Raw genomic sequence first — 19,314 nt, forward strand, 5'->3', positions numbered from 1 at the left:
CCGTGTACGGTCCGGTTCGCCACCCCAACCCCCTCACTCGTGAGAGGGCGGGACGGGTGTCGATTGAGTAACAGACCTTGATGTGAGGCAAAATCTCCGCCTCAGGTCGGGCACAAGTCCGACCTCTCACGCGTTACGTGCGCTGGAGACACCCGCAACCACCCAGAGGGGGAGAGCGACATGGCAACGGATTACGACACCCCACGCAAGACCGACGACGACGTCGACTCGGACAGCCTTGAAGAACTGAAGGCCCGCCGCAACGACAAGTCGACCTCGACCGTCGACGTCGACGAGTTCGAGGCCGCCGAGGGCCTGGAGCTGCCGGGCGCCGACCTCTCGAACGAGGAGCTGGCCGTCCGGGTCCTGCCCAAGCAGGCTGACGAGTTCACCTGCATGAGCTGCTTCCTCGTGCACCACCGCAGCCAGCTGGCGCGGGAGAAGAACGGTCAGCCCATCTGCCGCGACTGCGACTGAGAACGCTCGACCGTGGCAGGCGACACACCGTCCCGGAAGCGGCGTCTACGGCTCCCCGGCAGGCCGAAGACGTACAAGGGCGGCCCGGGCCCGGCGGAGGACGCCCACGAGGCCTCCGAAGCCGAGCGCACCGCCCCCCTGCCCTCCCCCGGCGCACCTGACGACGAGCGAGGCCCCTCGGCCTCGCTCGAAGCGGCCGCCGAGACCCCGCAGCCGGGTACCGCACCGCTTCCCGCGGAGCGGGACACCACATCCCCGGGCGTACCGGCCGCCGCCGCGCGCGACGGGCGACCGGACGCCGGAGGCCCGGCCGACCCGGCGCGCGGGCGACTCGACCGACTCAGGACCGAGTCGTCGCGGATCGACGCCGTCCGGCGCGGCGTCACCGAAAGCGTGCGGCACGGCGTCAGACGAGGCGGAGAGGGCGCGAAGGCCGGCATCGGCCTCCTGGCCGACCGGCTGATCGACCTGGCCCCGCGGATTCCCGTCCGCGACCTGGAGACCCTGCGCCGGCAGTTCCCGGGCCTGGGCCCGGAGGAGATCGCCGACAAGCTCGTCGCGGGCGCCGCCAACGCGAGCTCCACCGTCGGCGCGGGCGTCGGAGCCGCCGCCATGCTGCCCGTACCCCCGGCCATGCCGGCCGAGCTCGCCGCGGAGATCACCGGCGTCGCCGCCGTCGAACTCAAACTCATCGCCGAGCTGCACGAGGTGTACGGACTGCGGCCCCCCGGCCGCCTCACCCAGCGCTCGGTCGCCTATCTGACCGCCTGGGCGGAGGAGCGGGGCATCGACCCGACCAAGCCCACCACCGTCAACGCCGCACTCGGCGGACAGCTCAAGCGCGAACTGCGCCAGCAGATCATGAAGCGCATGGTGCGCAATCTGCCCAACCTCGCCCCCTTCATGGTGGGCGCGGCCGTCGGAGCGGTCATGAACCGGCGCGACACCAAGAAGCTCGCCGCCCACGTCCGCAAGGACCTGCGGGCCCGCCAGGTCCCCTGGGAGGACCTGCCGGAGCTGCCCGCGCTCGACCAGCCCGAGAACCCCAAGGAGCTCGGCTTCTGAGCCGCGCCCCTGTGAGGCCCCCGGCGGAACGGAGGGCCCGTACGAGGGCTCAGCCTTCGGCGCGCGCCGCGTCCAGCGCGGCGACCAGCGCCTCCGGCTCACGGCTCGACAGGTAGACGTACGGCGTCGGATCCGCCGGGTCCGTCACCTCGACCCGCACCGCCCGGGGCACGTAGCTGCGCATCAGCATGAAGGCGCGCGGGTCGGCCTTGTGCGTGCGCCAGGCGCGCGCCTCCTCCGCGTCCAGTACCTCGGCCGCCCCCAGCGCGGCGACCGGGATCCGGGCGTCGCCCGCCACCAGCGAACCGGCCACCACCCGGATCCGCGCGGAGCCGTACGAGGAGACCGCCACACCGGCCAGCACCGCCGCCGCGATCACACCGCCCAGCGTCGGCACCGTACCCAGCGGGAACATCACCAGGCCCCCGGAGAGGCCCAGCAGGCCCGCGATCACCCACCACGAGCGGGGCGCGGTCAGCCGCTCGTCGAAACGCGGCGCGGCGGGCGGCACCGGCGCCGCGGGGGACGGGGACGAGGACGCCGGGGACGGCACGGAAGGCTGCTGCATGTCTCCAAGCTTGGCACGGCGCGCCCCCCGCCCGGCCGCGCGGGTAAGGTCTGCGCCTGTGACCGCAACATCTGCCGCCCTCACCCCACCGGCCGACGCCGTGGCGCCGGTACGCCACGCCGACGCGCCGGCCCCCGGCGAGCCGCTCGGCTCCCACTACGCGCACTGCTTCGGGTGCGGCGGCGGACAGCCCCACGGCCTGCACCTGGACGCCCGGGCGGGAGAGGGTGTCACGGTCACCGCCGAGTTCACCGTGACCGCCGACCACCAGGGCGCCCCCGGGCTCGCGCACGGCGGCGTCCTCGCCACCGCGCTCGACGAGACCCTCGGCTCCCTGAACTGGCTGCTGCGGGTCATCGCCGTGACCGGCCGGCTGGAGACCGACTTCGTCCGGCCCGTTCCCGTCGGGACCGTGCTCCACCTGGACGCCGAGGTCACCGCCGTCCACGGCCGCAAGATCTACTCGACCGCCACCGGCCGGATCGGCGGGCCCGACGGCCCCGTCGCCGTCCGCGCCGACGCCCTCTTCATCGAGGTCAAGGTCGACCACTTCATCGACAACGGCCGCCCGGAGGAGATCCGGGCCGCCATGTCCGACCCCGACCAGGTCCGGCGCGCCCGCGCCTTCGAGGTGAACCCCTGATGCGCAACCCTGTCGACGTCCTCATCCGCCGCGTGGACCCGGACGTCCCGATCCCCTCCTACGGCCACCCCGGCGACGCCGGCGCCGACCTCGTGACCACCGAGGCCGCCGTCCTCGCCCCCGGCGAACGCGCCGTCCTGCCCACCGGGGTTTCCCTCGCGCTGCCGGACGGGTACGCCGCCTTCGTGCACCCCCGTTCCGGACTCGCCGCCCGCTGCGGCGTCGCGCTCGTGAATGCCCCGGGGACGGTGGATGCCGGGTACCGTGGAGAGATCAAGGTGATCGTGGTCAACCTGGACCCGCGCGAAAGCGTCCGGTTCGAACGGTTCGACCGGATCGCCCAGCTGGTCGTCCAGCAGGTCGAGCGGGTCCGCTTCCACGAGGTGGCGGAGCTGCCCGGCTCCGCGCGGGCCGAGGGGGGCTTCGGGTCCACCGGCGGTCATGCCGCCGTGGACGGCACAACGGGTGGGAATCGATACGCTTCGGTCGTATCCGACCGGGAAGGACAGTGACGTGTTCGGACGTCGCAAGAAAAGCGGTGCCGCTGCCGACGCGGCGGGCGAGGCCGAGCAGGTCGTCGACGCGGTGGACGGCGAGGACACGGCGGGCGCCGAGGCGCCCCGCAGGGTGAACCTGCCGCCGGCGCCCCGGCCCGACGGTCCCTGGGACATCTCCGAGGTCGCCAGGCCCGAGGAGGGCCGCGTGGACCTCGGCGGAATCTTCGTGCCCGGTGTCGAGGGCATGGAGCTGCGGGTGGAGGTCGCGGGCGACGCGATCGTCGCGGCCACGGTCGTGCTGCGCGACAGCGCCGTACAGCTGCAGGCCTTCGCCGCACCGAAGAAGGAAGGCATCTGGGGCGAGGTCCGCGAGGAGATCGCCACCGGCATCGTCCAGCAGGGCGGTGCCATCGAGGAGGTCGAGGGCCCGCTCGGCTGGGAGCTGCGCGCGCAGGTCCCCGTCCAGCTGCCCGACGGCAACCGGGGCGTGCAGCTGGTCCGCTTCGTCGGTGTCGACGGCCCCCGCTGGTTCCTGCGCGGAGTGATCTCCGGCCAGGGCGCGGTGCAGCCCGAGGCCGCCGGCCTCCTGGAGCAGATCGTCCGGGACACCGTCGTCGTGCGCGGCGACGGCCCGATGGCACCCCGCGACCCGATCGTCCTGAAGCTGCCCAACGACGCCCAGATGGTGCCGGACGGCGTGCAGCAGGAGGAGCAGGAGGGCTCCCGCTTCTCCGGCGGCATGGGCCAGCTCCAGCGCGGCCCGGAGATCACCGAGGTCCGCTGACACGCGGGCCCGGCTCCGACCGGGCCCGCCTCGCCGCAGGGCCGCTTCCGTACGCGCACACGCCGCGGGGAGGCGGCCCTGCGGCTGTGTTCCGGGGCACGGACGCCGCCGTCCGCGCCCCGCGCGGCGCCTCCCCGGCATCGCGTGCGGCGCGTGCGTGGCGCTCGAAGGGCCTCCGGCCACGGCACGACCACCCTCCCCGACCCGGCGACGGCCGCGTCCCCTCGGCGGCGAACCGACCGCTGCCGACCGGAGGGGCCGGCCGCCGGCCGCCCCGCATCAGGATCACGTCAAGACGTGACCGCGGGCCCTCCCCGGGTGCGGAATGTCCGATTGGCTGGACGTAGGGTCGGGGCATGGCACGCGGCAAGCTTCGGATCTACCTCGGCGCCGCACCGGGCGTCGGCAAGACGTACGCGATGCTCTCCGAGGGCCACCGCCGGGTGGAGCGCGGCACCGACTGCGTGGTGGCGTTCGTGGAGCACCACGGGCGCCCGCGTACGGAAGTGCTGCTCCACGGCCTGGAGCAGCTGCCGCGCCGCGAGATCGAGTACCGGGGGACCACCTTCCCCGAGATGGACGTCGACGCCGTCCTCGCCCGCCGGCCCGCCGTCGCCCTGGTGGACGAACTCGCCCACACCAACGTCCCCGGCTCCCGCAACCCCAAGCGCTGGCAGGACGTGGCCGAACTGCTGGCGGCCGGCATCGACGTCGTCTCGACCGTCAACATCCAGCACCTGGAGTCCCTCGGCGACGTGGTCGAGTCGATCACCGGCGTACGGCAGCGGGAGACCGTCCCCGACGAGATCGTCCGCCGGGCCGACCAGATCGAGCTGGTCGACATGTCGCCCGAGGCCCTGCGCCGCCGCATGGCTCACGGCAACGTCTACACCCCCGACAAGGTCGACGCCGCCCTCTCCAACTACTTCCGCCCCGGCAACCTCACCGCCCTGCGCGAACTGGCCCTGCTGTGGACGGCGGACCGCGTCGACGAGTACCTCCAGCGCTACCGGGGCGAGCACAACATCCGCTCGACCTGGCAGGCCCGCGAGCGCATCGTCGTCGGCCTCACCGGCGGCCCCGAAGGCCGCACCCTGATACGCCGCGCCACCCGCCTGGCCGAGAAGGGCGCCGGCGGCGAGGTCCTGGCCGTCTACATCGCCCGCAGCGACGGCCTCACCGCGGCCTCCCCGAAGGAACTGGCCGTCCAGCGCACCCTCGTCGAGGACCTCGGCGGCACCTTCCACCACGTCATCGGGGACGACATACCCTCCGCGCTGCTGGAGTTCGCGCGCGGCGTCAACGCCACCCAGATCGTCCTCGGCTCCAGCAGACGCCGCACCTGGCAGTACGTCCTCGGGCCCGGCGTCGGACAGACCGTGGCGCGGGAGTCCGGCCCCGACCTGGACGTCCACATCGTGACCCACAGCGAGGTCGCCAAGGGGCGCGGGCTGCCCGTCGCCCACGGCGCCCGCCTCGGCCGTTCCCGCATCCTCGGAGGCTGGCTCGCCGGCGTCGCCGGACCGGTCGGGCTCGCCCTGCTCCTCACCCATGTCGACGCGGACCTCGGGCTCGCCAACGACATGCTCCTCTTCCTGGCCCTCACCGTGGCCTCCGCCCTGCTCGGCGGACTCCCGCCGGCCCTCGCCTCGGCCGCCGTCGGCTCCCTCCTCCTCAACTGGTTCTTCACCCCGCCCGTCCACCGGCTGACCGTCGCCGACCCCAAGAACATCGTCGCCATCGCCGTCTTCTTCGGCGTCGCGATGGCCGTCGCCTCCGTGGTCGACCTGGCCGCCCGTCGCACCCACCAGGCGGCCCGGCTGCGCGCCGAGTCCGAGGTCCTCTCCTACCTCGCCGGCAGCGTGCTGCGCGGCGAGACCAGTCTGGAGGCCCTCCTGGAGCGGGTCCGCGAGACCTTCTCCATGGAGTCGGCCGCCCTCCTGGAGCGGGCCGAGGGCACCGGCCCGTGGACCTGCGCCGCCAGCGTCGGACCCCATCCCGCGGTACGGCCCGAGGACGCGGACGTCGACATGCCGGTGGGCGACCGCCTCGCCCTGGCCCTGAGCGGGCGGGTGCTGCCGGCCGAGGACCGCCGGGTACTCGGCGCCTTCGCCGCCCAGGCGGCCGTCGTGCTCGACCGGCAGCGGCTCGTCGGCGAGGCGGAGGAGGCCCGCAAACTCGCCGAGGGCAACAAGATCCGCACCTCGCTCCTGGCCGCCGTCAGCCACGACCTGCGCACCCCGCTCGCGAGCATCAAGGCCTCCGTCACCTCCCTGCGCTCCGACGACGTCGAGTGGTCCGACGAGGACCGGGCCGAACTCCTCGCCGGCATCGAGGCCGGCGCCGACCGCCTCGACCACCTCGTCGGGAACCTGCTCGACATGTCCCGGCTCCAGACCGGCACCGTCACGCCCCTCATCCGGGCCGTGGACCTGGACGAGGTGGTCCCGATGGCCCTCGGCGGGGTTCCCGACGGCAGCGCCGAGCTCGACATCCCCGAATCGCTCCCCATGGTCGAGGTCGACAAGGGCCTCCTGGAGCGCGCGGTCGCCAACATCGTCGAGAACGCCGTGAAGTACAGCCCCGAGGGCGTGCCGGTGGCCGTCGCCGCCAGCACGATCGGGCAGCGGGTCGAGCTGCGGGTCGTCGACCGCGGCCCCGGCGTGCCCGACGCGGGCAAGGACGGCATCTTCGAGCCCTTCCAGCGCTTCGGCGACGCCCCGCGCGGGGCGGGCGTCGGCCTCGGGCTCGCCGTGGCACGCGGCTTCGTGGAGGCCATGGGCGGCACGCTCGGCGCCGAGGACACCCCGGGCGGCGGCCTCACCATGGTCCTCACCCTCAGGGCCGCGCCGCGCGGAGCCCCGCCGCCGGTCACCGGCCTCCCGGAGCGGGCGGTGACCTGAGCCGCGAGGCGCGGTCCCGGAGCCGGGCGCCGGCCCCAGGGCCGTACCGCCGACGCCGTACCACCGCCCGCCCCCGTACCGCCCGCCCCGCCACTCCCACGGCAACGCAGCAGAAGGAAGGCCCCCAGCCATGACCCGGGTCCTCGTGGTCGACGACGAGCCGCAGATCGTCCGCGCCCTGGTGATCAACCTCCGGGCGCGGAAGTACGAGGTCGACGCGGCGCCCGACGGCGCCACCGCGCTCCGGCTCGCCGCCGAACGCCACCCCGACGTGGTCGTCCTCGACCTCGGCCTGCCCGACATGGACGGGGTCGAGGTCATCCGCGGCCTGCGCGGCTGGACCCGCGTCCCGATCCTCGTCCTCTCCGCGCGGCAGACCTCCGACGAGAAGGTGGAGGCCCTCGACGCGGGCGCCGACGACTACGTCACCAAGCCCTTCGGCATGGACGAGCTCCTCGCCCGGCTGCGGGCCGCCGTCCGGCGCGCGGAACCGGTCGGCGGCGCCGACGACGGGATCGTCGTGGTGGAGACCGACGGCTTCACCGTCGACCTCGCCGCCAAGAAGGTCCACCGGGACGGCCGGGACGTCCGGCTGACCCCCACCGAATGGCACCTCCTGGAGGTCCTCGTCCGCAACAGCGGCCGGCTCGTCAGCCAGAAGCAGCTCCTGCAGGAGGTCTGGGGGCCCTCGTACGGCACCGAGACCAACTACCTGCGCGTGTACATGGCGCAGCTGCGGCGGAAGCTGGAGAGCGACCCCTCGCACCCGCGCCACTTCGTCACCGAACCGGGCATGGGATACCGCTTCGAACGCTGAAGCGAACGCGGCCCGACGGGCCGGGTCCCGTGACGGTGGTGGCCGGTACGCTTTCTGTATGAGTGCTGCACCGCGTACAGAGAAGCCGGCCGGGCGGTTCCGCCGGATGCTCGACCGGCTGTCCTCCTCGCCGGAGGACCTGGAGACGGAGGAGCTCCAGGAGGACGCCCAGGCGTCGGGGTGCACGGCCATCGCCAAGTGCTCCGACCGCCAGATAGTCAAGGTGACTGGTACCTTGCGCACGGTGACGCTGCGTCCGCGGGCCGGTGTACCCGCGCTGGAGGCCGAGCTGTTCGACGGCACGGCACCGCTGGACGTCGTGTGGCTGGGCCGGCGGTCCATCGTGGGCATCGAGCCCGGCCGCAGGCTGATCGCCTCCGGCCGGATCTCCCTGAGCCACGGCCGGCGCGTCCTCTTCAACCCCAAATACGAGCTCCGACCGCTCGGACAGGAGTAGCCGGTGACGTCTCTCGACAAGCCGACGGCCGACCCGACGGGCCCGCTCGGCCCGACGGACCCCACCGGCCGGACGGGACCGACGGGCCCCGCCGGATCGGTGGACCAGTCCGCGCAGGCCGACAAGGCGGTGACCGAGGCCGCCCTGTTCGAGGCCTTCGGCGGCCTGCGGGGCATGATCGAGACGGTGCTGCCCGGCCTGCTGTTCGTCACGATCTTCACGGTCAACAAGAACCTGCACGTCTCGGCCGTCGCCGCCCTGGCCGTCTCGCTGGTCCTCGTCGCCGTCCGGCTGATCCGCCGCGACACCGTCAAGCACGCCTTCAGCGGCGTCTTCGGCGTCGCCTTCGGTGTCGTCTTCGCGATGATGACGGGCAACGCGAAGGACTTCTACCTGCCGGGCATGCTGTACACCCTGGGTCTCGCCCTGGCGTACATCGTCACCACCCTCGCCGGCGTCCCGCTGATCGGCCTCATCCTCGGCCCGGTCTTCAAGGAGAACCTCTCCTGGCGCACCCGTAACCCCGGACGGAAGAAGGCCTACGCGAAGGCCAGCTGGGCCTGGGGCCTGATCCTCCTCGGCAAGTGCGCGATCCTCTTCCCCCTGTACTGGTGGGCCGACCCCACCAAGTTCGGCTGGGTGTCGGTCGCCCTGAAGATCCCGCCGTTCCTGCTCGCCGTCTACCTGACCTGGGTCTTCCTGGCGAAGGCTCCGCCGCCCATCGACGTCTTCGCCGAGATGGAGGCGGAGGAGCGCGCCGAGAAGGAGCGCAAGGCCGCCGCGGCGGCGCCGCGCCCCGGCACCGGGGACGGCCCCGAGGCCTGACGGCCACCACGCCGCCGTACCCGCACACGCGGGAAGGGCCCGGACCCGGTCGGTGACGACGGGGTCCGGGCCCTTTCGCGTGAGCTGGGGGGGCACGGGCGGTGGTACGGCGCCGGGCCGCGGGGGACCGGCGGTCGTACGGCCCCGGCGGCATGCCCCCCGCCCGCCTCAGTCCTCGGTGAGCTCCCGGCGGACGGACAGCAGATCCTCCAGCTGCTCCTCGCGCGCCTGGGCGGCCACGAACAGCAGCTCGTCGCCCGCCTCCAGCGTCTCCTCCGCGCTCGGGGTGAGAACCCGCGAGCCGCGGATGATGGTGACGAGGGAGGTGTCCTGGGGCCAGGCCACGTCACCCACCGCCGTCCCCGCGATGGCCGACTCCGGCGGCAGCGTGAGCTCCACCAGGTTGGCGTCGCCGTGGCTGAAACGGAGCAGCCGGACCAGGTCGCCGACGCTCACCGCCTCCTCCACCAGGGCCGACATCAGGCGCGGCGTCGACACCGCGACGTCCACCCCCCAGGCCTCGGTGAACAGCCACTCGTTCTTCGGGTTGTTGACGCGGGCGACGACCCGCGGCACGCCGTACTCCGTCTTGGCGAGCAGCGACACGACCAGGTTCACCTTGTCGTCGCCGGTCGCCGCGATCACCACGTTGCAGCGCTGCAACGCGGCCTCGTCGAGCGAGGTGATCTCGCAGGCGTCGGCGAGCAGCCACTCGGCCTGCGGCACCCGCTCCACCGAGATGGCGGTCGGCGCCTTGTCGACCAGCAGCACCTCGTGCCCGTTCTCGAGCAGCTCGCCGGCGATGGAACGGCCCACCGCGCCCGCGCCCGCAATTGCGACACGCATCAGTGACCGCCCTCCTCGGGACCCTCGGCGAAGACCGCCTCGACCTTCGCGATGTCCTCCGTACGCATCATCACGTGCACCAGATCACCTTCCTGGAGCACCGTCTGGGAAGTCGGCAGGACCGCTTCGCCCAGCCGGGTGAGGAACGCGACACGGACGCCGGTCTCCTCCTGCAGCGTGCTGATCTTGTGGCCGATCCAGGCGGGGGAGGTGTGCACCTCGGCGAGCTGGACACCGCCGCTCGGGTCCCGCCACAGCGGCTCCGCGCCCGAGGGCAGCAGCCGGCGCAGCATCTGGTCGGCGGTCCAGCGGACCGTGGCCACCGTCGGGATGCCCAGACGCTGGTAGACCTCGGCACGGCGCGGGTCGTAGATGCGCGCGGCGACGTTCTCGACGCCGAACATCTCGCGGGCCACCCGGGCGGCGATGATGTTGGAGTTGTCGCCGCTGCTCACCGCGGCGAAGGCGCCGGCCTCCTCGATGCCCGCCTCACGCAGGGTGTCCTGGTCGAAGCCGACACCGGTGACGCGCCGGCCGCCGAAGCCCGAGCCCAGACGGCGGAAAGCCGTCGGGTCCTGGTCCACCACCGCGACGGTGTGGCCCTGCTGTTCGAGCGTCTGCGCGAGAGCGGCTCCCACTCGCCCGCAGCCCATGATGACGATGTGCACGTCCCCTTACCCCGCACTCCTGATCGCCCTGCTGACCTGCGAAAACACCCTGCTCACAACTTTCCTCGCCCGATCGCCCGGGCCACGGCGGGCAACGCCCTTGCCGGGTTGCCCGGTCCGAGCTTAAGCGGCAACGATGGCCGGGACCGCATCCGAGGTGGTAGTCAGGGAGATTCGGTGCGCATCGGGGGTGCCGATGCACATGGCCCTTTTCGAACGCTTACGATCCTCTCCGTGTCCAAACTGACCGACGTGCCCAAACGCATCCTGATCGGGCGGGCCCTGCGCAGCGACAGGCTGGGAGAAACCCTCCTTCCCAAGCGGGTCGCCCTCCCCGTCTTCGCCTCCGACCCGCTGTCCTCGGTGGCGTACGCACCAGGCGAGGTGCTGCTGGTCCTCTCCATCGCGGGCCTGTCGGCGTACCACTTCAGCCCCTGGATCGCGCTCGCGGTCGTCGTCCTGATGTTCACGGTCGTCGCCTCGTACCGGCAGAACGTGCACGCGTACCCGAGCGGCGGCGGCGACTACGAGGTCGCCAACACCAACCTGGGGCCCAAGGCCGGCCTGACCGTCGCGAGCGCGCTGCTCGTCGACTACGTCCTCACCGTCGCCGTCTCGATCTCCTCGGGCATCGAGAACCTCGGCTCCGCCGTGCCCTTCATCGTCGAGCACAAGGTGGCCTCGGCCGTCGCCGTGATCGTGCTCCTGACGCTGATGAACCTGCGCGGCGTCAAGGAGTCGGGCACCCTCTTCGCCATCCCGACGTATGTCTTCGTCGCCGGCGTCTTCCTCATGATCGCCTGGGGCGCGTACCGGGGCATCGTCCTCGGCGACACCATGAAGGCCCCCACCGCCGCCTTCGAGATCAAGCCCGAGCACCAGGGCCTGGCCGGTTTCGCCCTGGTCTTCCTGCTGCTGCGCGCCTTCTCCTCCGGCTGCGCGGCCCTCACCGGCGTCGAGGCCATCTCCAACGGCGTCCCGGCCTTCCGCAAGCCGAAGTCGAGGAACGCCGCCACCACCCTCGCCCTCATGGGCGGCCTCGCCGTCACCATGTTCTGCGGCATCATCTTCCTGGCCATGGCCACCGACGTGCGCATGGCCGAGAAGCCCGCCCAGGACCTGCTGCGCGACGGGGTGCCCGTCGGCCCCGAGTACGTGCAGGACCCGGTGATCTCGCAGGTCGCCGCCGCCGTCTTCGGCGACGAGACCTTCCTCTTCGTCGTCCTCGCCGCCGCGACCGCCCTCGTCCTCTTCCTGGCCGCCAACACGGCGTACAACGGCTTCCCGCTCCTCGGCTCGATCCTCGCCCAGGACCGCTACCTGCCGCGCCAGCTGCACACCCGCGGCGACCGGCTCGCCTTCTCCAACGGCATCGTGCTCCTGGCCGGCGCCGCCGCGCTCCTCGTCTGGATCTACGGCGCCGACTCGACACGGCTGATCCAGCTCTACATCGTCGGCGTCTTCGTCTCCTTCACCCTCAGCCAGATCGGCATGGTCCGGCACTGGAACCGGCACCTGAAGGCCGAGCGGGACCCGGCCAAGCGCCGGCGGATGATCCGCTCGCGTGCGATCAACGCCTTCGGCGCCTTCTTCACCGGCCTCGTCCTCGTGGTCGTCCTCGCCACCAAGTTCACCCACGGCGCCTGGGTCGCCCTCCTCGGCATGGTGATCTTCTACGTGACGATGACCGCGATCCGCCGGCACTACGACTCCGTGGCCGCCGAGATCGCCGCCGCCGAGGAACGCCCCGACGAGTACGTGCGCCCCTCCCGGGTCCGCTCGATCGTCCTCGTCTCCAAGCTCCACAAGCCCACCCTGCGCGCCCTCGCCTACGCCAAGCTCATGCACGCCGGCGAGCTGGAGGCGCTGACCGTGAACGTGGACCCGGCCGAGACCAAGGCGCTCAAGGAGGAGTGGGAGCGGCGCGGCATCAACGTGCCGCTGAAGATCCTCGACTCCCCGTACCGCGAGATCACCCGGCCCGTCATCGAGTACGTGAAGAACCTGCGGCACGAGAGCCCGCGGGACGCCGTCTCCGTGTACATCCCGGAGTACGTCGTGGGCCACTGGTACGAGCACGTGCTGCACAACCAGAGCGCCCTGCGCCTCAAGGGCCGGCTGCTGTTCACACCGGGCGTGATGGTGACCTCGGTCCCGTACCAGCTCCGCTCCTCCGAGGCCGCGAAGCGCCGGGCCCGCAAGCGCCAGGAGTGGAACGCGCCGGGCTCCGTCCGCCGCGGGCCCGTCGAAAAACGGGCGAAGGAACCGGCGGGAAAGAGCAACTAGACTGGTGGGCTGCCGTCCGTACGGCAGCCCACCTTCTTCTTCCCCTGGAGTCCCCGGTCATGCAGAACGCCCCCGTCCCGTCGCTGATCGGCCAGGAGTACGAGGTCGAGGTCGGCCCGGTGGCCCACGGCGGCCACTGCATCGCCCGCACCGAGGAGGGCCGCGTCCTCTTCGTCCGCCACACCCTCCCCGGCGAGAAGGTCCGCGTCCGCGTCACCGAGGGCGACGAGACCTCGCGCTTCCTGCGCGCCGACGCCGTCGAGATCCTGGAGGCCTCGAAGGACCGCGTCGAGGCGCCCTGCCCGTTCGCGGGCCCGGGCAAGTGCGGAGGCTGCGACTGGCAGCACGCCAAGCCCGGCGCCCAGCGCCGCCTCAAGGGCGAGGTCATCGCCGAGCAGCTCGAGCGGCTCGCCGGCCTGACCCCCGAGGAGGCCGGCTGGGACGGCACCGTCATGCCCGCCGAGGGCGACAAGCTGCCCCCGGGCGAGGTCCCGCAGTGGCGCACCCGCGTCCAGTACGCCGTCGACGCCGAGGGCCACGCCGGCCTGCGCAAGCACCGCTCGCACGACGTCCAGGTCATCGACCACTGCATGATCGCCGCCGAGGGTGTGTCGGAGCTCGGCATCGAGGCCCGCACCTGGGAGGGCATGGCCTCGATCGAGGCCATCGCCGCCTCCGGCTCGGGCGACCGCCAGGTCATCCTCACCCCCCGCCCCGGCGCCCGCCTGCCTCTCGTCGAGCTCGACAAGCCGGTCTCCGTGATGCGTATCGGCGAGCGGGACAAGGCCGTCCACCGCGTCCACGGCCGCGCCTTCGTCCGCGAGCGCGCCGACGACCGCACCTACCGCGTCGGCGACGGCGGCTTCTGGCAGGTCCACCCGAAGGCCGCCCAGACCCTCGTCCTCGCCGTCATGCAGGGCCTCATGCCCCGCAAGGGCGAGACCGCCCTCGACCTCTACTGCGGCGTCGGCCTCTTCGCGGGCGCCCTCGCGGACCGCGTCGGCGACAAGGGCGCGATCCTCGGCATCGAGTCCGGCAAGCGCGCCGTCGAGGACGCCCGCCACAACCTGGCCGACTACCCCCGGGTCCGCATCGAACAGGGCAAGGTCGAAGCGGTCCTCCCGCGCACGGGCATCACCGACGTCGACCTCATCGTCCTGGACCCCCCGCGCGCCGGCGCCGGCAGGTCCACCGTCCACCACCTCGCCACCCTCGGCGCCCGCCGCATCGCCTACGTCGCCTGCGACCCCGCCGCCCTCGCCCGCGACCTCGCCTACTTCGCGGACAACGGCTACCGCGTCCGCACGCTGCGGGCGTTCGACCTGTTTCCGATGACGCACCACGTGGAGTGCGTGGCGATCCTGGAGCCTGCCGCAAAGGGCCGCTGACCTGGCGTTTTCCTGAGCGTGCGTCATGGGCGTCACGTGCGTTGGGTGCGATACCTGACACACGTGGCGCACGGGCGACGCAGTGCGACCCTCCGGCCTTGCGCAGCACGTCCATGCCGACCAGGACACCCTCCGCGGACGCATCGCGGGCGACACTGTTCCTGGCCCCGACTCCCCATGCCGTCTCCGTACCTTGAGCCGTACACCGACCCGGCCCACACGCGGCCGCACGCCGAGGCCGAGATCGTCGACACCGCACCTCACGCCCGCCCGGGCCGCCCTGCAGATCCCACAGGCCGTCAAGAGCTGACGAGCCGACCTGCGGTTTTCTTTGACCTGCTGTGGACCTCCATGTTCCCCATGGCCCGACGTGGAGTGCGTGGCGGTTCCGGAGCCTGCTCAGTAGGGTGCTGGACCGGCCTTTCGCCGATTACTTGACGGCGTTACGTGCGTGTGGCGCGGTGTCTCGACGCACGTCTGAGGCACAGGACGAACGTGCAGGGGCTGAACCCTTCAGGGTCCGCGGCCGTACACAGGGCCGAGGCCGTCGGCGCTCCCAGCGGGTGCGCGTGATGGCCGGTGTTCATCCAGACGGCAACCTGTCGGCCTCCTTCTCATGATGCCGACGCCACTCCAAAGGACCGCAGACCCATGACGATGATCAACAGCCCACTGCCGGAGGGCGATCGCGAGATCGCCGGCGCGGCCCTCCAGGCGACCCTGGTCGACCTGCTCGATCTGTCCCTGGTGGCCAAGCAGGCCCACTGGAACCTGTACGGTCCCCGTTTCCGATCAGTGCACGTCCAGCTCGACGAGGTCGCCGCGATCGCACGCGATCACGCGGACACGGTGGCCGAACGCGCGGCTGCGCTGGGAGTGAGTCCGGACGGACGAGCGGGCACCATCGCGGGTACCAGCGGCTTGCCCGCCTTCCCGTCGGGCTGGACGAAGGACGGCAACGCCGTCGACGCGCTGGTGCAGGCGTTCTCCGCGGTCATCGGGAGGGTGCGGGAACGCATCGAGGCGACCGGTCCGGTGGACGCCGTGAGCCAGGATCTGCTCATCGGACTGACCGCCGAACTGGAGAAGCAGTCCTGGATGTTCCAGGCGGAGAACCGCGCCTGACAAGGTCGCGCGTGCTGTCGGACGGGGTGACCGCCGGTCGTCGACTGCGGCGCCACCGGAGGGGGCGCACACCTCGTGGGCAGCCCGGGTGGGAGGAGAGGTCCACGCCGACCGGCGGGCAGAATGCCGCGCCAGCCCCGGAGGCCGAGCTGGAGGAGCGTGGCCGCGACCCGGTCGGCCACCACCGGTCAGTCCCTCGCACGGGTACCGACGCCCCCCTGCCGCAGCCGGAACACGAGCTATGTGCCGAGCACGCCTTGCCTCTCCAAAGCCTTGCGCATGGCCCGCGCGGCGTAGAAGGCACGGCTCTTGACGGTGCCGGGCGGGATGCCGAGGTGCTCGGCCGCCTGGGCCACGCTGCATTCCAGGTAGTACATGAGACGGATGACGGTCCGGTGCTGCTCCTTCAGCTCCCGCAGCGCCTCCAGCACTGCATGGGAGGTGATCGTGGACTCCGTGGCGTCCCAGGAGGTGGTCAGGTCCTCGACGGCCATCAGATCCAGTGGCCGGATCTGCCGTGCCCGATGATGGTCGATCACCAGGTTCCTGACCACGGTGAAAAGCCACGGTCGGATGTGTTCACTGCGGGTGCTCAGGAACGGGGCGTGTTTCCAGGCGCGCGCCGCGGTCTCCTGGAGGATGTCCTCCGCTCTGTGCCAGTCGCCGTCCAGCAGTCGGGCGGCGTACCGGACGAGCAGAGGACCGTATTGCTCGTAGACGTCTCGTACGAAGGCGTCGTGGTCGGTCTCCGAAGCGACGTGCCGGAGGTGTGGCCGACTCGGAGCGAGGGTGGCCGTCCCCGCCTTCATGGTCCCGTTCATGGGTGGTGCCAATTCTGTTCGAGTGTTCCGTGGCGTGCTCTCCCGCTTGCGCGGGGGAGTGGCTCCACACTCGGCGGGACCCCTTTGCGGAACCTTGTCGTCTCCTTGTCGCGCTGCTCGTCGCTCCATGACGCCGGCTCTCGGCTCGCCCGCCGCCTCCTCGTACCGGTCGGGTCGATGTGGGGCACGGCCCACGCTGTCCGAGCACTGGGCCTCACGCCCAGTGCTTCCTGGCAGGGGGCGGTGGCCTGGCGCTGTGCCACTTCCAGGGGCGAGGGCCGGCGAGGAGATCGCCTCGGGCTCCACTCCTGGCGTGCGGGTGCTCCTTCGGCGACCACGCGAGGCCGGTGGGGGTGGAGGGACGGCCGACGGCGGTCCGCAGCTGTCCGGCCAGTACCCGGTGCCTGTCGGCGAACCACAGGCGTGCCTGTTCGACGGTGGTGGACGTCTTCCGGGACGACGCCCGTGCCGGGAACCGAGGCCGAGGCCGGGTGGTGACCCCTGCTCGAACAGGACAAGCCGGCTTCGTCGGCCGTCGAATGCAGTGGTCCGGGACCCGGAGGGGGCCGGAGCCGAGGACGCCACCGTCGGTGAACCGCAGTGCGGGATTGTTCGTAGGAAGCAGTGACGTCCGGCCGTAGGAAAGCCCTGACCGGACATCAGCCCTGTCGGCTGTTGTGGCGGCAGTCGGCAGGGCGGGCCAGGCTCCGGAGCCACCACCGTTCGCTCAGACAGAACGAAGTCACACGCCAATTTCACCGCGCACGACTCAGTTGATCGCAATGTGACGTCGTGCCCCATTTCCCGCCGGAGCCGGTTCGTCTTGCCGGCCCCGTCCTCTCAGGGCTACGGCCCGCACACAGAAGGACATCGAAGATGCGTATCAACCGACCGGCCAGACCCGCCCGTCTGGTCACCCTGCTCGGCGTCGCGGCCGTGGGCCTCTCCGTCACGACGATCACCCTGCCCGGCACGGCCGGCGCGGCGCCCCGCCAGCCGGTCCGGCCGACGATCGTGCTGGAGCACGGGGCGTTCGCCGACGCCTCCAGCTGGGACGGGGTCGTCGAGCGACTGCAGCGGGCCGGCTACCCGGTGGTGGCCGCCGCCAACCCCCTGCGCGGTCCGGCCACCGATGCCGCCTACCTGCGCAGCGTCGTCGAGCACATCGACGGCCCGGTTGTCCTGGTCGGCCATTCCTACGGAGGCACCGTCATCAGCCAGGCCGCCTCGGGCCTGGAGGAGAAGGTCAAGGCGCTTGTCTACATCGCCGCGTTCCTGCCCGACACGGGCGAGAACTCGCTGGGTCTGACGAACAAGTTTCCCGGCAGCACCCTCGGCCAGGTCATCGCTCCGGTGAACTACACGCTTCCCGACGGAGCCTCGGGCGCCGACGTCTTCATCAAGCCGGACAAGTTCCACCAGCAGTTCGCCGCCGACGTCCCCGTGGACAAGGCGAGGCTCATGGCCACCGGGCAGCGTCCGATCGCCGCCGCCGCGCTGGAGGAGAACTCCACCCGTGCCGCCTGGAGGACGATTCCCTCCTGGTCGCTGGTCACCACCGAGGACCAGAACATCCCCGTGGCGGCCCAGCGCTTCATGTCGGCCCGGGCGCACGCCCGTACGACCGAGATCGACGCCTCGCACGCGGTGTCCGTCTCGCGTCCCGACGCCGTCGCCCGCATCGTGGAGAAGGCGGCTCGTACGGTCCGTTGACCGGGACCTGCCGGTCCGGTCACGGGAGTCGTTCCGACCGGGCGCTTCCGCCGGCGGAGCGCCCGGTCGGAAGCGCGCGTCGCGGGGTCCGTTGCGGACCGACGCCAAGAGGTCGCTGATGCCCCCTTGCATTCCGGCCGCGTCAGTAATCCCCTTCGTCCAGATGTGAACCGCGCCCACCCCGTCCCCGTTTCCGGTATGGCAGACGCGACGCCGGTCGACCGAGGTCGCGGCCTGCACCGACCGCGCACCACCATCCCGCGCCACAACCCGCAACGAGAGGCAGCACCAACCATGCCGTTCATCACCGTCGGCCAGGAGAACTCCACCACCATCGACCTCTACTACGAGGACCACGGTGCCGGGCAGCCGGTCGTGCTCATTCACGGCTACCCGCTCGACGGCCACTCCTGGGAGAAGCAGGCTGCGGCCCTGCTGGATGCCGGCCACCGTGTCATCACCTACGACCGGCGCGGATTCGGCCGCTCCGGCCAGCCCACCACCGGCTACGACTACGACACCTTCGCCGCCGACCTGAACACCGTCATGGAGACCCTCGACCTCCACGACGCCGTTCTCGTCGGGTTCTCCATGGGCACCGGCGAAGTCGGCCGCTACCTCGGCACCTACGGCTCGGCGCGGGTCGCCAAGGCCGCCTTCCTCGCCTCACTGGAGCCGTTCCTGCTCAAGACCGACGACAACCCCGAAGGTGTCGACGGGAGCGTCTTCGAGGGCATCAAGCAGGCCGTCACCGCCGACCGGTACGCCTACTTCAGCGCGTTCTACCAGGACTTCTACAATCTGGACGAGAACCTCGGCACCCGGATCAGCGAGGAGGCCGTCCGCAACAGCTGGAACGTGGCCGCCGGAGCCTCCTGGTACGCCTCGCTGGCCTGCGTCTCCACGTGGACCACCGACTTCCGTTCCGACATCCGGAAGATAGACGTGCCAGCACTGATCCTGCACGGCACCGCCGACCGCATCCTGCCCATCGAAGCAACCGGCGAGCTCTTCCACAAGGCGCTCCCGCAGGCCGACTACGTCGTCGTCGAGGGTGCCCCGCACGGCCTGCTGTGGACCCACGCCCAGGAGGTCACCGACGCCCTCCTCGCCTTCCTCGCCAAGTAGCCCCGGAGGCCGGCGGTCTCCCACGGGCCGGAAGGCGACCCGCACGTGCCCCGTCACCGTCGAACGGTGACGGGGCGCCGTCTTCGCCGCCCACCGCAGCCGGAGAAGAAGGACGCACCACGGTGACCACCGTGCCGGCGGCGATGACCGCGCTTCCGGACGCTCCCTCGCCGTCCGGGCAGCGAAAGAGCCGGGCGGACGGCCGGAGCCCGCCCTCGTCGCCGCGTTCGGGCTCGCCTCGAAGGCGTCCCGGTCCGGCCTCCGGTGTGAGGCCGGACGTCGCCCCGGACGGGCCGCTCGGCA

The 19,314-nt window shown here is 71.9% G+C and carries 18 protein-coding genes and 1 pseudogene; 15 read left to right on the forward strand and 4 right to left on the reverse strand.

What is annotated here, in order from left to right:
* Positions 1–180: 180 nt before the first annotated feature.
* Positions 181–477: a DUF4193 domain-containing protein gene (locus tag ACFY60_RS20805; protein WP_003955561.1), complete on the forward strand. Its 297-nt coding sequence runs from the start codon at positions 181–183 to the stop codon at positions 475–477.
* Positions 478–489: 12 nt separating this feature from the next.
* Positions 490–1,542 carry a hypothetical protein gene (locus ACFY60_RS20810; protein WP_388612279.1) on the forward strand — a complete coding sequence of 351 codons (1,053 nt, stop codon included), beginning with the start codon at positions 490–492 and terminating at the stop codon, positions 1,540–1,542.
* A 49-nt stretch (positions 1,543–1,591) separates the two neighbouring features.
* Here ACFY60_RS20810 and ACFY60_RS20815 read toward each other — a convergent pair whose 3' ends face one another.
* Entirely contained in the window at positions 1,592–2,110 is a 519-nt protein-coding gene (locus tag ACFY60_RS20815; RefSeq protein WP_388612280.1) for a DUF3093 domain-containing protein, read from the reverse strand.
* 58 nt (positions 2,111–2,168) lie between these two features.
* Here ACFY60_RS20815 and ACFY60_RS20820 point away from each other — a divergent pair, with 58 nt between their 5' ends.
* The 7 genes from ACFY60_RS20820 (at position 2,169) to ACFY60_RS20850 (ending at position 9,036) form a co-directional block, all read left to right on the forward strand.
* Positions 2,169–2,753: a PaaI family thioesterase gene (locus tag ACFY60_RS20820; RefSeq protein WP_309054681.1), complete on the forward strand. Its 585-nt coding sequence runs from the start codon at positions 2,169–2,171 to the stop codon at positions 2,751–2,753.
* Positions 2,753–3,265, forward strand: coding sequence for a dUTP diphosphatase (gene dut, locus ACFY60_RS20825; protein WP_388612282.1), 513 nt, complete (start codon positions 2,753–2,755; stop codon positions 3,263–3,265). Before ACFY60_RS20820 ends, dut begins: the two co-directional genes overlap by 1 nt.
* A 1-nt stretch (position 3,266) precedes the next feature.
* Complete coding sequence (locus ACFY60_RS20830) at positions 3,267–4,034, forward strand: DUF3710 domain-containing protein (protein WP_388612284.1); 768 nt, start codon at positions 3,267–3,269, stop codon at positions 4,032–4,034.
* Between the two features lie 356 nt (positions 4,035–4,390).
* On the forward strand, positions 4,391–6,937 hold the full coding sequence (locus tag ACFY60_RS20835) for a DUF4118 domain-containing protein (RefSeq protein ID WP_388612286.1): 2,547 nt from the start codon (positions 4,391–4,393) through the stop codon (positions 6,935–6,937).
* A gap of 130 nt (positions 6,938–7,067) precedes the next feature.
* Entirely contained in the window at positions 7,068–7,754 is a 687-nt protein-coding gene (locus tag ACFY60_RS20840; RefSeq protein ID WP_388612288.1) for a response regulator, read from the forward strand.
* Positions 7,755–7,812: 58 nt separating this feature from the next.
* The gene (locus tag ACFY60_RS20845) at positions 7,813–8,211 is read left to right on the forward strand and encodes an OB-fold nucleic acid binding domain-containing protein (RefSeq protein ID WP_388612290.1); all 399 of its coding nucleotides are present in this window, start codon (positions 7,813–7,815) and stop codon (positions 8,209–8,211) included.
* Between the two features lie 3 nt (positions 8,212–8,214).
* Positions 8,215–9,036 carry a DUF3159 domain-containing protein gene (locus ACFY60_RS20850; protein ID WP_388612291.1) on the forward strand — a complete coding sequence of 274 codons (822 nt, stop codon included), beginning with the start codon at positions 8,215–8,217 and terminating at the stop codon, positions 9,034–9,036.
* A gap of 168 nt (positions 9,037–9,204) precedes the next feature.
* Here ACFY60_RS20850 and ACFY60_RS20855 read toward each other — a convergent pair whose 3' ends face one another.
* Both ACFY60_RS20855 and ACFY60_RS20860 read right to left on the reverse strand, forming a co-directional pair.
* Positions 9,205–9,882 (reverse strand): potassium channel family protein, encoded by a 678-nt coding sequence (locus ACFY60_RS20855; RefSeq protein WP_388612293.1) that lies wholly within the window; start codon positions 9,880–9,882, stop codon positions 9,205–9,207.
* Complete coding sequence (locus ACFY60_RS20860) at positions 9,882–10,550, reverse strand: TrkA family potassium uptake protein (protein WP_309054590.1); 669 nt, start codon at positions 10,548–10,550, stop codon at positions 9,882–9,884. Before ACFY60_RS20860 ends, ACFY60_RS20855 begins: the two co-directional genes overlap by 1 nt.
* A 234-nt stretch (positions 10,551–10,784) precedes the next feature.
* On the opposite strand from ACFY60_RS20860, the gene ACFY60_RS20865 reads away from it, so the two are divergent.
* The 4 genes and pseudogenes from ACFY60_RS20865 (at position 10,785) to ACFY60_RS20880 (ending at position 15,349) form a co-directional block, all read left to right on the forward strand.
* Positions 10,785–12,836, forward strand: a complete 2,052-nt coding sequence (locus tag ACFY60_RS20865; protein WP_388612295.1) for an APC family permease — start codon at positions 10,785–10,787, stop codon at positions 12,834–12,836.
* Between the two features lie 59 nt (positions 12,837–12,895).
* Positions 12,896–14,224, forward strand: coding sequence for a class I SAM-dependent RNA methyltransferase (locus tag ACFY60_RS20870; protein WP_388612296.1), 1,329 nt, complete (start codon positions 12,896–12,898; stop codon positions 14,222–14,224).
* A 91-nt stretch (positions 14,225–14,315) separates the two neighbouring features.
* A pseudogene (locus ACFY60_RS20875) lies at positions 14,316–14,534 on the forward strand (ATP-binding protein); the annotation flags it as partial.
* 341 nt (positions 14,535–14,875) lie between these two features.
* Positions 14,876–15,349, forward strand: coding sequence for a Dps family protein (locus ACFY60_RS20880; protein ID WP_388612298.1), 474 nt, complete (start codon positions 14,876–14,878; stop codon positions 15,347–15,349).
* A gap of 239 nt (positions 15,350–15,588) precedes the next feature.
* Here the strand turns inward: ACFY60_RS20880 and ACFY60_RS20885 are convergent, their stop codons facing one another.
* Entirely contained in the window at positions 15,589–16,170 is a 582-nt protein-coding gene (locus tag ACFY60_RS20885; protein ID WP_388612300.1) for a sigma-70 family RNA polymerase sigma factor, read from the reverse strand.
* Between the two features lie 876 nt (positions 16,171–17,046).
* Between ACFY60_RS20885 and ACFY60_RS20890 the strand changes: the two genes are divergently transcribed.
* Both ACFY60_RS20890 and ACFY60_RS20895 read left to right on the forward strand, forming a co-directional pair.
* A complete protein-coding gene (locus ACFY60_RS20890) occupies positions 17,047–17,883 on the forward strand; it encodes an alpha/beta fold hydrolase (protein WP_388612302.1) in 837 nt (278 codons plus the stop codon).
* 294 nt (positions 17,884–18,177) lie between these two features.
* Positions 18,178–19,011: an alpha/beta fold hydrolase gene (locus tag ACFY60_RS20895; RefSeq protein WP_388612304.1), complete on the forward strand. Its 834-nt coding sequence runs from the start codon at positions 18,178–18,180 to the stop codon at positions 19,009–19,011.
* Positions 19,012–19,314 lie beyond the last annotated feature (303 nt).

This window comes from Streptomyces sp. NPDC012827 (genome assembly GCF_042900905.1).
Taxonomy (GTDB): domain Bacteria; phylum Actinomycetota; class Actinomycetes; order Streptomycetales; family Streptomycetaceae; genus Streptomyces; species Streptomyces gulbargensis.

Coding starts and splice junctions, on each gene's coding strand:
- ACFY60_RS20805 (WP_003955561.1), top strand. CDS start 181: ATGGCAACGGATTACGACACCCCACGCAAGACCGACGACGACGTCGAC.
- ACFY60_RS20815 (WP_388612280.1), bottom strand. CDS start 2,110: ATGCAGCAGCCTTCCGTGCCGTCCCCGGCGTCCTCGTCCCCGTCCCCC.
- dut (WP_388612282.1), top strand. CDS start 2,753: ATGCGCAACCCTGTCGACGTCCTCATCCGCCGCGTGGACCCGGACGTC.
- ACFY60_RS20835 (WP_388612286.1), top strand. CDS start 4,391: ATGGCACGCGGCAAGCTTCGGATCTACCTCGGCGCCGCACCGGGCGTC.
- ACFY60_RS20840 (WP_388612288.1), top strand. CDS start 7,068: ATGACCCGGGTCCTCGTGGTCGACGACGAGCCGCAGATCGTCCGCGCC.
- ACFY60_RS20845 (WP_388612290.1), top strand. CDS start 7,813: ATGAGTGCTGCACCGCGTACAGAGAAGCCGGCCGGGCGGTTCCGCCGG.
- ACFY60_RS20855 (WP_388612293.1), bottom strand. CDS start 9,882: ATGCGTGTCGCAATTGCGGGCGCGGGCGCGGTGGGCCGTTCCATCGCC.
- ACFY60_RS20870 (WP_388612296.1), top strand. CDS start 12,896: ATGCAGAACGCCCCCGTCCCGTCGCTGATCGGCCAGGAGTACGAGGTC.
- ACFY60_RS20880 (WP_388612298.1), top strand. CDS start 14,876: ATGACGATGATCAACAGCCCACTGCCGGAGGGCGATCGCGAGATCGCC.
- ACFY60_RS20885 (WP_388612300.1), bottom strand. CDS start 16,170: ATGAACGGGACCATGAAGGCGGGGACGGCCACCCTCGCTCCGAGTCGG.
- ACFY60_RS20890 (WP_388612302.1), top strand. CDS start 17,047: ATGCGTATCAACCGACCGGCCAGACCCGCCCGTCTGGTCACCCTGCTC.
- ACFY60_RS20895 (WP_388612304.1), top strand. CDS start 18,178: ATGCCGTTCATCACCGTCGGCCAGGAGAACTCCACCACCATCGACCTC.